Source organism: Halomonas huangheensis (genome assembly GCF_001431725.1).
GTDB classification, from domain to species: Bacteria; Pseudomonadota; Gammaproteobacteria; order Pseudomonadales; family Halomonadaceae; genus Halomonas; species Halomonas huangheensis.
Window position 1 is genome coordinate 25,059 of sequence record NZ_CP013106.1, and the last position, 13,003, is coordinate 38,061.

General features: G+C 59.6%; 12 protein-coding genes and 1 other RNA gene. 8 read left to right on the forward strand and 5 right to left on the reverse strand.

Annotated elements, in window-relative coordinates; all coding sequences use genetic code 11:
• Positions 1–12: 12 nt before the first annotated feature.
• Positions 13–759, reverse strand: coding sequence for a 3-deoxy-D-manno-octulosonic acid kinase (locus AR456_RS00095; RefSeq protein WP_021819541.1), 747 nt, complete (start codon positions 757–759; stop codon positions 13–15).
• Here AR456_RS00095 and AR456_RS00100 point away from each other — a divergent pair.
• From AR456_RS00100 to waaA, 3 genes are read left to right on the forward strand one after another with little or no spacing between them, the layout of a single operon-like run.
• Complete coding sequence (locus tag AR456_RS00100) at positions 758–1,861, forward strand: glycosyltransferase family 9 protein (protein ID WP_021819542.1); 1,104 nt, start codon at positions 758–760, stop codon at positions 1,859–1,861. The genes AR456_RS00095 and AR456_RS00100 overlap by 2 nt on opposite strands.
• Positions 1,851–3,281: a bifunctional D-glycero-beta-D-manno-heptose-7-phosphate kinase/D-glycero-beta-D-manno-heptose 1-phosphate adenylyltransferase HldE gene (hldE, locus tag AR456_RS00105; protein WP_021819543.1), complete on the forward strand. Its 1,431-nt coding sequence runs from the start codon at positions 1,851–1,853 to the stop codon at positions 3,279–3,281. The genes AR456_RS00100 and hldE overlap by 11 nt, the downstream gene beginning before the upstream one ends.
• Positions 3,281–4,606 carry a lipid IV(A) 3-deoxy-D-manno-octulosonic acid transferase gene (gene waaA / locus AR456_RS00110; protein ID WP_021819544.1) on the forward strand — a complete coding sequence of 442 codons (1,326 nt, stop codon included), beginning with the start codon at positions 3,281–3,283 and terminating at the stop codon, positions 4,604–4,606. Before hldE ends, waaA begins: the two co-directional genes overlap by 1 nt.
• Before the next feature lie 56 nt (positions 4,607–4,662).
• Here the strand turns inward: waaA and rpiA are convergent, their stop codons facing one another.
• Positions 4,663–5,337 carry a ribose-5-phosphate isomerase RpiA gene (rpiA, locus tag AR456_RS00115; RefSeq protein WP_021819545.1) on the reverse strand — a complete coding sequence of 225 codons (675 nt, stop codon included), beginning with the start codon at positions 5,335–5,337 and terminating at the stop codon, positions 4,663–4,665.
• 229 nt (positions 5,338–5,566) lie between these two features.
• On the opposite strand from rpiA, the gene ilvA reads away from it, so the two are divergent.
• The gene (gene ilvA, locus AR456_RS00120; protein ID WP_021819546.1) at positions 5,567–7,081 is read left to right on the forward strand and encodes a threonine ammonia-lyase, biosynthetic; all 1,515 of its coding nucleotides are present in this window, start codon (positions 5,567–5,569) and stop codon (positions 7,079–7,081) included.
• A gap of 720 nt (positions 7,082–7,801) precedes the next feature.
• On the opposite strand, the gene AR456_RS00125 is transcribed toward ilvA, so the two are convergent.
• The 3 genes from AR456_RS00125 to AR456_RS00130 form a co-directional block, all read right to left on the reverse strand.
• Entirely contained in the window at positions 7,802–8,530 is a 729-nt protein-coding gene (locus AR456_RS00125; RefSeq protein ID WP_021819548.1) for a 5-formyltetrahydrofolate cyclo-ligase, read from the reverse strand.
• A 5-nt stretch (positions 8,531–8,535) separates the two neighbouring features.
• A non-coding RNA gene (gene ssrS / locus AR456_RS20750) (6S RNA) lies at positions 8,536–8,721 on the reverse strand.
• Positions 8,722–8,803: 82 nt separating this feature from the next.
• Positions 8,804–9,106: a cell division protein ZapA gene (locus AR456_RS00130; RefSeq protein WP_021819549.1), complete on the reverse strand. Its 303-nt coding sequence runs from the start codon at positions 9,104–9,106 to the stop codon at positions 8,804–8,806.
• 243 nt (positions 9,107–9,349) lie between these two features.
• On the opposite strand from AR456_RS00130, the gene AR456_RS00135 reads away from it, so the two are divergent.
• The 4 genes from AR456_RS00135 to AR456_RS00150 all read left to right on the forward strand — a co-directional run bounded on the left by AR456_RS00135 (position 9,350) and on the right by AR456_RS00150 (position 12,991).
• On the forward strand, positions 9,350–9,934 hold the full coding sequence (locus AR456_RS00135; protein WP_021819550.1) for a UPF0149 family protein: 585 nt from the start codon (positions 9,350–9,352) through the stop codon (positions 9,932–9,934).
• 127 nt (positions 9,935–10,061) lie between these two features.
• The gene (gene ubiH / locus AR456_RS00140; RefSeq protein WP_021819551.1) at positions 10,062–11,360 is read left to right on the forward strand and encodes a 2-octaprenyl-6-methoxyphenyl hydroxylase; all 1,299 of its coding nucleotides are present in this window, start codon (positions 10,062–10,064) and stop codon (positions 11,358–11,360) included.
• A 64-nt stretch (positions 11,361–11,424) separates the two neighbouring features.
• On the forward strand, positions 11,425–11,712 hold the full coding sequence (locus tag AR456_RS00145) for a YciI family protein (RefSeq protein WP_021819552.1): 288 nt from the start codon (positions 11,425–11,427) through the stop codon (positions 11,710–11,712).
• A gap of 13 nt (positions 11,713–11,725) precedes the next feature.
• Positions 11,726–12,991 carry a UbiH/UbiF/VisC/COQ6 family ubiquinone biosynthesis hydroxylase gene (locus tag AR456_RS00150; RefSeq protein ID WP_021819553.1) on the forward strand — a complete coding sequence of 422 codons (1,266 nt, stop codon included), beginning with the start codon at positions 11,726–11,728 and terminating at the stop codon, positions 12,989–12,991.
• The last annotated feature ends 12 nt before the right edge of the window (positions 12,992–13,003 follow it).

Genomic DNA, 13,003 nt, shown 5'->3' on the forward strand with positions numbered 1-13,003 from the left:
TTCAGGGCTGGCTCAGGATGTAAGTGAATGCTTACTATCATTGTGTTCGTTGTCATATCCATGCTTCACGGCTTTCATAGCCGCTGATGCCTGCTCAGGACAGAAGCGCTGGAAGGAGCGTTGCAGACGCTCCAGATTGGATTGACGCCAACGCCCAGGAGAACGCAGTCGGCAACGGTCGAGGTCGATCAGCCATACCGCCTGCTGGTCGTCGATCAGCAGGTTGCGGGCATTGAGATCGACGTGGTCGAGGCCATGATCGTGAAAGCGACGAATCACGCGGCCGACCTCTTCGAGAAGAGGGACATCGAGAGGGGAATGGGTCAAGTGCTCAGCCAGCGCGATGGTTTGTGGTAGGCGCTGAGTGATCAAGGCGGCACGGTAGCTCAGTCCGTTGCGCTCGACACCGGCGAGAATCGGGCGTGGCACGGGAAGTCCGGCGTCATGCAGCGTGGCAGTCAAACGCATCTCGCGGAATGCGCGAGTGCGTTGTAGTCCGGTCCAGGTGTACCGGTCACTGGAAAGGCGCGCGATCAGGCCTCCTCGCCGATAGGGGCGGAGCACCCACTGTTGTTCGCCTACATTGAGAAACAGACTCTGTCCGCGACCGGGGGCCTGGCCCACCACCAGCTCCTGGCGTTGCCAGTATTCAGGGTCGAGCAGGTCCGCGCCGATTTGTGGCACCTGCTCGGCGTCACATAAACTGGTGGCATCGTATAGAATGCCTACCTTTCCGGATTGATACGTTGCCAAACGCATGAAGCATCCTCTGCCCGCTCGTCCCACTCACATTGGTGTGCTGCGGCTATCCGCCCTGGGCGATGTCTGCAATCTGGTGCCCACTGTGCGCGCTTTACAGCGCCAGTGGCCCGATGCCCGTATTACCTGGATCATCGGCAAGGGCGAACACAGTCTACTGGCCGGTCTGTCAGGGGTCGAGTTCGTCGTCTACGACAAGTCCACAGGGCTGGCCGGTATGCGCCAACTATGGCGGCAGCTGGCCGATCAGCGCTTTGATGTTCTGCTGCACATGCAGCAGGCATTGCGTGCCAGCGTATTGTCGCTGGGGCTCAAGGCCGATGTGCGTGTCGGATTCGATCGTCAGCGCGCCAAGGACCGTCAATACTGGTTCACCCAGCGTCAGATCGAACCGCGCCCGCGAGCCCATGTGTTGGAGACGTTCATGGATTTCGCGCGTCTGCTTGGCGTCGAGGACTGTACGCTGGACTGGCAACTGCCGATTCCCGATGCGGCTCGCGATGAAGCCCAGCGGCTGACGCAGGGCGCCGGTTATGTGTTGATCAGTCCCTGTGCCAATCCGCGGTTGCGCAACTTCCGCAACTGGTCGGCTGAGGGCTATGCCGCCGTGGTGGAACATGTCTGGTGCCAATACGGTCTCAAGACGGTGATGACTGGCGGCGGTAGTACCCAGGAACGTGAAATGGGGCAGCGTATTCGTAATCTGTGCCAGAGCGTTGCGGTCATCGATGCGATTGGTGGCACCTCGCTCAAGGGATTGCTGGCGCTGATCGATGGTGCACAGGCGGTAATCGCGCCCGACTCGGGGCCTGTGCACATGGCCAACGCACTGAACACACCGGTGGTTGGCCTGTATGCCACGACCAATCCGGATCGTGCCGCGCCGTATCTATGGCGCGAGCATGTGGTCAATCGTTACCCTGATGCGGTGCGTGAGTATCTGAACGAGGATCCCAGCGATGTTGGTTGGGGGCGACGTGTCCGTCACCCTGACGCCATGTCACTGATCCATGCCGAGGATGTCATCGATATGCTCGATCGCCTGTTGGAGCCCGCCGCCAATCCTTCCGACCTCGAAAGGGAGTCACCCGATGAAGCTTGATCTCACGGCGCTGGAGCGCTCGCGCGTGCTGACAGTGGGCGATGTAATGCTCGACCGCTATTGGCACGGTGGTACCTCGCGTATCTCTCCTGAGGCTCCAGTTCCGGTCGTGCGGGTCGAGGAGTGTGAGGATCGCCCCGGTGGTGCGGCCAACGTCGCGCTGAACATCGCCTCACTCGGCGCTCATGCAGCGCTGGCTGGTCTGGTGGGTGATGACGACAATGCCGACCGCCTCGAACAGCGCCTCGATGAGGTGGGTGTGAGCACTTACTTTCATCGCACGCCCGGTATTCCGACGATCACCAAACTTCGGGTGATGAGTCGCAACCAGCAACTCATTCGTCTCGACTTCGAGGATGGGTTGGACAAGGTCGACACACGCGGTCTCGCACCGCAGTTGGCTGATGCCGTCAGTCAGGCGGACCTTGTGATCCTCTCGGATTACGGCAAGGGTACCCTGGCCAATATCGAATGGGTCATTTCACATATCCGCAGCACCGGCAAGCGTGTGCTGGTCGACCCCAAGGGCTCAGACTTCAGCCGTTACCGCGGTGCCAGCATGATTACGCCGAACCTGGCGGAGTTCGAGACCGTAGTGGGGCCCTGTGGCAGTGATGAAGAGCTGGCGCGTAAGGGTGAAGCGCTACGTGCCGATCTGGAGCTTGAGGCATTGCTCATCACGCGCAGTGAAAAGGGCATGACACTGATCCGTGAAGGCCATGATCCGCTGCATCTGCCGACCCGTGCTCGTGAGGTCTATGATGTGACGGGTGCTGGAGATACCGTGATTGCCGTGTTGGGACTGGCGCTGGCTGCGGGACACGGCTTTGCAGAAGCGATGACGCTGTCCAACCTCGCGGCAGGGCTGGTGGTTGCCAAGCCGGGTACCGCCACACTGTCGATCGCCGAGCTGTATACGGCATTGCATGGCGACAAGCTGGCCGAGTTCGGCATCATCGATGAGTCGCCACTCGCGCTGGCGGTGCGTGCTGCACAGGCGCGAGGCGAGAAAGTGGTGATGACCAACGGTTGTTTTGACATCCTGCACGCCGGACATGTGGCCTATCTGGAGCAAGCGCGCAAACTGGGTGATCGATTGATCGTGGCGGTCAATGATGATGCTTCGATCAGTCGCCTCAAGGGGCCTACACGGCCGATCAACCCGGTACAGCGCCGTATGCAGGTTTTGGCCGGGCTTGGCGCTGTCGACTGGGTCGTGCCCTTCAGCGAGGACACACCGGCACGATTGATCGAGTCGGTGTTGCCTGACGTGCTGGTCAAGGGGGGAGATTATCGCCCTGACGAAATTGCCGGAGGAGAGGCAGTGATCCGTGCTGGAGGTGAGGTGAAGGTATTGGGCTTCGAGGATGGTGTATCCACGACGGCGATGATTTCCACCATTCTTGATCGCGAGAGCTGATGACTGGTCGCCATGCATGGACACGGCATGCCTATTCGGCGGCGCTGACCCTGCTGTCGCCGCTGATCTGGCAGCGAGTGTGGCGTGAGCAGGTGCCGGGCCGCCCACGGGCCGAGCGTCTGGGTTGCCTTGATCTGCCGGAAGATAACAGGCCACGCCTGTGGCTGCATTGTGCCTCGGTTGGCGAGGTGCTGGCGGCACGTCCACTGATTCGCGAATTGCGCCTCAAGTATTCCGATCATGCACTGGTGGTTTCGACCATGACCGCAACAGGCGCGGAGCGAGTGGCTGCATTGATGGACGATGTGCCTGAAGTGGAAGCCGCCGCCCCGCTGAGTCATGTATTTCTGGCGTTGGATTTCCCCGGTGCCGCACGGCGCTTCATCGAGCGCCTGTCGCCGCAGATGGCGATCTTCTTCGAGACCGAGCTGTGGCCCAATCTGCTGCATGCTTGTGCCCGTCGCCGGATTCCGATAGCGGTGGTCAATGGTCGACTGTCGCCACGTGCCTTTCAGGGCTATCGGCGCCTCAATTGGTTGATGCAACAGAGCCTGTCCTGTGTCGATTGGCTCGCCGCCAAATCCGAGCCTGATGCAGCGCGTTTTCGGGAATTGGGCATGAGCTCGGCACACACCAGCGTAGTGGGCTCGATGAAGTTCGATATTTCCGTCGATGATGGGTCACGGCGCATGGGGCGTGAGTTGCATGCGGCGATTGGACACCGCCCGGTATGGGTGGCGGGCTCCACCCATGCAGGCGAAGACCAGCAGGTACTGCAGGCGCACAGGCGCGTTCGTGAGCGCTTTGCCGATGCGCTGCTGGTATTGGTGCCACGCCACCCTCAGCGTTTCGATGAGGTCGCCAGGCTGTGTCAGGACTCAGGGCTGGTAACAGTGCGCCGTTCTCTGGGGCGCACCCCCAGTGCCAGTGCGGAAGTCTATCTCGGCGATACCATTGGCGAGTTACAGATGCTCTATGGCGCTGCGGATGTGGCTTTTGTCGGTGGCAGCCTGGTGCCGATCGGCGGCCATAACCTGCTGGAGCCCGCAGTGATGGGCGTACCGGTGGTGACAGGAGCGGCTCTGGACAACTTCCTGGATGTCGCTGAGGTATTACGCGATGCGGGAGCGCTGGTCGAGGTTGCGGATGGTGATGAACTTGCCGAGAGAGTGACGGCTCTGCTGGAGGATGTGGAGCAGCGCCAGCGTCTGAGCGAGGCAGCTCTGGCCGTTATCGAGACTCATCGTGGGGCGTTGGCGGCGACGCTCGAAGGGTTGCAAGTGCTGTATCCTCCTCATAGTGATGCCGCTCGCTCGAGTGGATAACACTGCCGCGACTGCGGCTGCCTGTGCAGACAACCGCAGTCGCGGCAACAGGCGTATCAGGTCGCCAGGTGGCGGCTGACCCCATCTTCGGCACCCAACAGCAGTACATCGGCGGGACGCGCGGCGAACAGACCGTTGGTGACAACTCCGACGATAGCGTTGAGACGTGCTTCCATGGCCACTGGGTCATCAATCATGAACTCGTAGCAGTCCAGAATCTGGTTGCCGTTGTCGGTCACCACTCCCTGACGGTAGACCGGGTCTGCGCCCAGCTTGACCAGCTCACGGGCGACGTAGGAGCGTGCCATGGGAATGACTTCAATCGGCAGCGGAAAGTCGCCCAGCTGCTCAACCCGCTTCGAGGCGTCGGCAATGCAGATGAAGGTCTTGCAGCAGGCGGCAACGATCTTCTCGCGAGTCAGCGCGGCGCCCCCGCCTTTGATCATGTGTAAGTGAGCGTTCACTTCGTCTGCGCCATCGATATAGACAGGCATAGTGCCGACCTCATTGAGCTCGAAGACATCGATGCCATGGCCCTTGAGGCGCTGTGCACTGGCTTCGCTACTGGCGACTGCACCGCGGAAGTCGCTACGCAGTTCCGCCAGCCGATCGATGAAGAAGTTGGCGGTTGATCCGGTGCCGATACCGATCACGATGTCCTTGCCCAGCATCGGGCGGACCTCTTTGATGGCTGCAGCAGCAACGGCGTCCTTGAGTTCGTCCTGAGTCATGATGAGCTCGCAGTGGAATGGGGGCAGTGGAATAAATCTTCAAACAGCGAACCGCTGTCGCGGTCGCCCATTATAGAGGAAGCAGAGCGGTGTCTTGTAGGAGTCCGCATTTCAGTGCATCGGGCGCATCACGCCGACGTGTCGCTGGACGGCTGGGGCATCTGAATGCTAACAATAGGGGCTTTTGTCGCTTTCCCTTACCTCGTTCCTACCTCGCTGGACGCCTCGAATGCTAGAAGCTACCGTCAAGAAGATTCTCCAGGCCCGGGTCTATGATGCCGCCCGGGAAACGCCGATCTCTCCGGCGCTCATGCTGTCACGCCGCTTCAACAATCAGATTCTGATCAAGCGTGAGGATCTTCAGCCGGTTCACTCCTTCAAGATTCGTGGTGCCTACAACAAGATGGCGCAGCTCAACGACGAACAGAAGAGTCGTGGTGTGATCGCCGCCTCGGCGGGCAATCATGCCCAGGGGTTGGCCATGGCGGCGAGACAGATGGGCGTCAAGGCGATCATCGTCATGCCGCGCATCACGCCTGAGATCAAGGTTGCTGCGGTGCGTGGCTGGGGAGCGAAGGTAGTGCTCAAGGGCGATGCCTTTGCTGCTGCCGCCGAGCATGCCGCCGAGCTGGTCAAGGAGCACGGCTATACCTATATCCCACCGTTTGACGATATCGACGTGGTGGCGGGTCAGGGCACCGTGGCGATGGAGATTCTACGCCAGCACAGTGGCCCGATTGATGCGGTGTTCGTGCCGGTCGGTGGGGGCGGGCTTATTGCCGGCATGGCGGCCTATATCAAGTACTTGCGTCCGGATATCAAGGTAATCGGTGTCGAGTCCGAGGACAGTGCTTGCCTCAAGGCGGCACTGAACGCGGGTAAGCGCGTGACGCTGGATCAGGTTGGAGTGTTTGCTGAAGGGGTGGCGGTAGCTCAGATCGGCAAGGTTCCATTCGATCTGTGTCGAGACCTGATCGATGATGTCATCACCGTCAATACCGACGAGATGTGTGCGGCGGTCAAGGATATCTTCGATGACACCCGTGCGGTGTCGGAAACCTCCGGTGCTCTGTCACTGGCCGGGCTCAAGAAGTATATCCAGCAGACCGGCGTCGAAAACCAGACGCTCATCTGCGTCAATTCCGGTGCCAATACCAACTTCGACCGTCTGCAGCATATCGCCGAGCGCACCGAACTGGGCGAACAGCGCGAGGCGATACTCGCCGTGACCATTCCGGAGCGTCCGGGCAGTTTCAAGAAATTCTGTCGCACCATCGGCAAGCGTATGGTCACCGAGTTCAATTACCGCTACGCCGACGCCGAGAGTGCCCACATCTTTGTCGGTATTCAGGTCAAGCCAGGCGGTGAAGACCGCCAGGCAGTGATCGACAAACTGGTCGAGGCGGGATATCCGGTCGAGGACCTTACCGATAACGAGTTGGCCAAGCTGCACATTCGCCACCTTGGCGGGGGGCGACCTCAGTCACACTTCGAGGAAGAGGTCTATCGCTTCGAATTCCCCGAGCGCCCCGGGGCACTGATGAATTTCCTCACTCACTTGCCGCAGGACTGGAATATCTCACTGTTCCATTACCGCAACCATGGTGCTGCCTATGGCCGTGTGTTGGTCGGCATGCAGTTGCCCAATGGAGATCGCAATCACGTCGAGGAGCACTTCGACGAGATTGGTTACCGGTACTGGAAGGAAAGCGATAATCCCGCTTATCGCTTGTTCATGGCCTAGCGCCAGTTGCTGGTATAGAGCCCAGCTTATCTCGGGATCAGCTCGCCCGCGTTGCCGACGTGTGCGAGCTGCGGGGAAGTAAGCACTCTGTAACGGTGTTGCGCCGTCTTTGCGTGGCGTAAAGTCGTCCTCATCTGAAAGAACTTGCCGACAAAGGCCAGGGAATTTTGCTGAACGTGTTACAAGCTGTAGCATCTTGCCAGTAACGGGCGTATCCTTCGCGTGCGAGTGCTGACTTACTTGGGAACACTTGAGCTAAAGCGGTTCTACGCCGTTTCAGCCTGTCTGCATGTGATGTTTGTCATATAGCAAGTGTGGGCCTATAGTCTGAATCAGTTGTTGCAATGTCATGATATAAATCGACAACCTGAATAGTAAATGTGTGGCCATTAATGGCCATGTAAGGGAGCAAGTAATGAAACGCAAGCCTGATCTTGTTGCGGCACTGGTACTGGTGTTTGGTATCGGCGTTGTGGCGACCGGCTACGCACAAGCTCTGGTGGGCGGCTAGGCTCACCCAGCTTCCTGCAGTGTTGGGAACCGATATGATGCCAGGTGGCATCAGGGGGCTTTGACACTGTGTGGATATCGCTAAATCGATAATAAATGTATTAGCGACAATTTACGAACAGCGTTCTCTAAATCAGCTATTTTATCCGGCCGTCCTATGTGACGGCCGGATTGCGTTTGACTCTCAATATATGATGTCTTGATGCCGCTTCATGATTTGCGGCGCTGGGGTCTTATAACTTGAGTATCACTGACAATGGCATCAAGAGGCACGTCCCAGCTGGCTACCGGGAGTGAATCGACGTGCTGAACCTCATGGGCCAGTCCGATCAGTTTGGGACGTGGCCCACCAGCGTCCCGCTGCGGATGCGTGAAGGCCAGGGTGCGGTCGTAGAATCCGCCTCCCATGCCAATGCGCTGGCCCTGGTCGTCGAAACCCACCAGTGGTAGCAGGATCACATCCAGTGCCCAGGCAGGCCGACGGCGCGCACGGTGAGCACCGAAGCGAGTCGCTGGTTCGGCAATGCCGAAACGGTTGCGAATCATCGGTGTTCGCGCGTCATAGCGTACAAACCACAGGGCGTTATCCGCGAGAGGCCGAAGCACTGGAAGATAGGCGCGGGCATTGCGCTGGCTCAGCCAGGAAAGTAGTGGCACGGGATCGATTTCTCCGTCATTGGGCAGGTAAAGTGCCACATGACGGGCTGAAAGCATCTCGGGGAGGCAGCGTAGCTGTCGACACAACTGCTGACTGGCATGGCGCTGTTCGGCCGAACTGAGCTGGCGTCGACGCTGGCGAAGAAGACGACGCAGCTGTGCGCGAGTCAGGGTGCTATGTTCGGTATCGCTGCACCTGGTGGAACAGGATTGGGTTGCGGTGTGTTCGGATGCCGTATTGACGGTTGTTCCGAGATTGTCTGTTACGCGGATACTGCTCATGACAGGAGTTCCCCAGAATGCCGCTGTCGTTCTGGCCCTTGAACCCAGCGGTTCAAGGTGGGTGGCCGCAGCCAGACCGTCAGGCTTTCCGTCGCACGGACATGCACACGGGCCTGGCTAGCATATGGCCCCCTGGGTACTGCTCATAGGCTCGAGGGACGATAAACGACTGGCGCGCACCCCAGGGAACACCAACATTCTATCAGACCGGAAGGCGGGCCCAAAGACAAACTCACGTGCTTACGTGAAAACCAGGACCTGGGCGCAATTGGCTCAGCTGCGCTGAGGTGCGTCGACCAGGGCCTTCTCCAGACGTTCGCTCAATTCGTTGACACTCTGTTCTCCAGCCAGCTTCTCGTCACGCAGCTCGAGTAGCTCGTTGGCCAGGTTGAGCGCGGCCATGATAGTCACTTTCTCACGGTCGATGATCTTGCCTTGAGAGTGAATGCCTTGCAGCGCACGATCCAGATAGCGTCCTGCGCGCTCCAGCTTGTCCTTCTCCTCTGCCGAGCAGGCAAAGGTATAAGTGCGCTCGAGAAGAGATATTTCTGTCTTGTGACGAGAGGAATCGGTCATGGCTGGCTCCGGGGGACTGCGGAAATATCAATCAACAACGTTGATCAACTTTCCGACGGAAGAGCAGGAACGCAGCGCGAGCGGTTGGCAATGCGTTACCATTCTATACATGAGGAGGCTGACAAACGGTCAGCGCAGCGGTTTGTCATCAACCTCAACGAATGCCAGTCACTATAAGAGAGCCCCGAGCAGGTGGTCAATGTCATTCCCGCCCGCCGTGCTGGGGTTCCAGCGAGATATATCATGTCACTGATCAGCGAACGCCAGGATTTTTCTACCCTTGCCGACGTCTTTCTGCTGCATGGCAGCATGCAATCCCCGGCCTTTCTCGATGGTCGTCTGTGCGCCGGATTGGCGTTGCGTGACCTGAGTGCTGAAGCATGGCTGGGCGAAATCTGCATCAGCCTTGGTGTCGAACAGCCTCGCGATGAAGCGAGTGCCGAGCGCCTTCTGGGCTGGCGCCGTCAGACTCTGGATGCACTGTCCAGCAGCGAGCTGAATTTCGAACCGTTGTTGCCGGATGAGATGTTCTCGCTTGCTGAGCGTGCTCAGGGCCTCAAGGAGTGGACGCTGGGCTTTCTCGAAGTGGTCGAGGATGCGGGAGAGGAGCCGCGCAAGGCCTGGTCATCGGCGTTGCGAGAAGCGGTCGAGGACCTGGCTGGCCTTGCCGCAATGGAAACCGATATTGACGATAGCAGCGAGAACGAGAATGACCTCTTCGCTCTGACGGAACATGCACGGATGGCCGCCATGTTGCTGTATACCGAGCAGCATCCGGGGCGTCCCCAGGTTGAAGAGGTCGATGAGAATCCTGGCCCGGTTCATTGACGTCGGGCTTGTCGAAGCCGAGTGGGTCAGGGCCAGGTGGCAGCTATTGGTAGGGCAGTGTATGCAGAATAACCAATTAGCAAGCTAATTAAATATCGATTACGTAATGGTTTTACAGGATACGATAATGGCTCAGCAGAATGGTGCGACGCCATCGGCAGCAACACCTGAAGCAGCACCGCTAGAAAACGGTGAGGCCACCAATGGTGCGGCTTTTAGCGGAGAGGCCCGTCGCGTAGATGTCGCTATCATTGGCGGTGGGTTGGTGGGTGCCAGTCTCGGTGTGGCCCTGGCTGGAGTGGTCGACACCCATGGCCTGAGTGTAGCCGTTATCGAAGCGGCCGCACTGGGCAAGCACGGCTCACCGGAGAGCTGGCAGCCGAGCTTCGATGCGCGCGCCAGTGCGATTGCCACGGGTTCTGCTGCGCACTTCGAGACACTGGGTGTGTGGTCGGACATGGAGCGTGAGGCCAGTCCGATTTCGTTGATTCATGTCAGCGAGCGCGGGCGCCTTGGGGCGACTCGCCTACGCGCAGAAGAGTTGAGTGTGCCTGCGTTGGGCTACGTAATTCCCAACGCCTGGATGGGGCTGGTGCTGCACCGACATCTGGCGGATCTGCCGCTGGAATGGCACTGCCCAGCAAGCGTCGAACAGATCGTACCGATTGCCGGTGGCCACCGGCTGACCCTCTCCAGCGGTGAGGTGCTCGAAGCGGGGTTGACGGTGCTTGCTGATGGAGGGCGTTCGGGCCTCAAGGAGGCGCTGGGTATCACCAGCGAAGCGACGCCATACGATCAGGTTGCGTTGATCGCCAATATCGCAGTAAGTCGCCCGCATCGGGGCGTCGCTTATGAGCGTTTTACAGCGGAAGGGCCCATGGCACTGTTGCCGCTACCCGGACAGGCCATGGAGTTGGTGTGGACGCATCCAGCAGGTACTGAGCAGCGGCGTCTCGAGTTGTCCGACAAGGCATTTCTCGACGAACTGCAGAGCAGCTTCGGTGATCGTGCAGGAGGCTTTCTCAAGGTGGGCAGCCGTCATGCCTATCCTCTGTCACTGGTGCAGGCGCATGAGACCGTTCGGCCAGGACTGGCTGTGCTCGGCAATGCGGCGCATGCTCTCCACCCGGTCGCTGGTCAGGGCTTCAATCTTGCCCTGCGCAGCGTCATGGACCTGGTAGAGGCGATCGAAAACGGGCTCGATGCTGGGGAGGTGCCAGGCAGCCCTGCGACGATGCACGATTTCGAGACACGTCGTGACCGTGATCGGCGTAACGTGATTCGTTTCAGTGACGGCTTGATCCGGCTGTTCGGGATCGACCAGCCCTGGTTGTCTCATGCCCGCGCGGCTGGGCTGATCGGCCTCAATCTTGCCGGTCCGCTGCGTCGTGCACTGGCCAGGCGCGCCATGGGCAGCGAGCGTTGACCGGGGTACTGTTCGATAAACCTCTTCTGCTCAATAACCCACTTCTGCAAGGCAGGATTTCGTCATGTTTATCATTTCATTGACCTATACGCGGGAACTCAGCGAGGTAGAGGCGCAGATGGCGGCGCATATCGAGTACCTCGATCACTATTATGCCGCTGGTGTCTTTGTTGCATCGGGACGTAAGGTACCTCGTACAGGAGGAGTGATTCTTGCGGTGGCCGAGAGTCTTGAGGCAGTGGAGCAGATCGTGGCCCAGGACCCGTTCTGTATTCACCAGCTGGCCGAGGCCGAGATCATCGAGTTTACTGCCTCGCGGACCTCGCCGGAGTTGACGGCGTTGCTGCCCTGAGCAGGGAGTTCGGATGACCGTGGAGACAGAGCATATGCAGCAGGACGTACTGGGCCATCAGCAGCATGATGTGGTGGTGGTTGGTATCGGTATGGTGGGTGCGACGCTGGCTGTTCTGCTGGGACGTGAAGGCCTGTCGGTAGCGATGGTTGATCCGCGTCCCGATGCGTTGGCGTTGGAGAGTGTCGGCGAAGGTCTACCATCGCCGAGAGTCAGCGCCCTGACCCCGGTTTCCCAGCGCCTGCTTGAAGGCCTGGGTGTCTGGCCCCTGATCAGCGCACGGCGCGCCACACCGTATACGGCTATGCAGGTATGGGATGGCGAAGGCTCGGGCGATATCCGCTTTCGTGCAGACCAGGCGGGAGTGCCGGTGCTCGGGCATATCGTCGAGAACGACGTGGTGCTGGCCGCGCTGGAATCACGATTGGCGCAGATGCCCAATGTCACAAGGTTGTATGGGCAGCGTGTCGCCTCGCTGGGTGATGACCCCGAGTCACCACAGGTAGCGCTCGAGAGTGGTGCACGGCTGAACGCCTCGCTGATTGTTGCCGCCGATGGTGCACGTTCACCATTGCGCGACATGGCCGGTATTGCGATCAGCGAGCGTGATACCGGCCATCATGCACTGGTTACTACGGTCCGCACTGCGCATCCTCATGCCGCTACAGCGCGTCAGGCTTTTCTGGCGACTGGCCCGCTGGCGTTCCTGCCGTTGACGGTAGAGGGCGATAGCCACTACTGCTCGATCGTGTGGTCGACATCGCCGCAGCACGCCGCGCGGCTGACAACACTGGCCCGGGAAGCTGTGGCTGAGGAATTGGCGCAGGCCTTCGACCATCGGCTGGGTAAGGTGGAAGTGCTGGATGACGTCCACGGCTTCCCGCTGAGTCAGCGGCATGCCGAACGCTATTATCTGCCTGGACTGGTGCTGATTGGTGACGCAGCCCATAGCATCCACCCCTTGGCAGGTCAGGGTGTAAATCTTGGCTTGATGGATGCGGCGGTACTTGCCGAAGAACTGCTGCAGGCCCGCCAACGAGGCTGTGAGCCAGGTGAGGAATGGCAATTGGCACGCTACCAACGGAGGCGACGCGGCGACAACGCCTCGATGCTGGCACTGATGGACGGATTTCGTCTGTTGTTCGGCGCACGCCATCCAGCGCTGACATTGGCACGTAACCTCGGTCTTTCCGGCGTCAACCGCCTCAGCCCGCTAAAGCGTCTGATCATGCAGCAGGCAACTGGGCAGCGGGGGCACCTACCTCACTCCTGCCGGTGAGTTGCTGGCTGG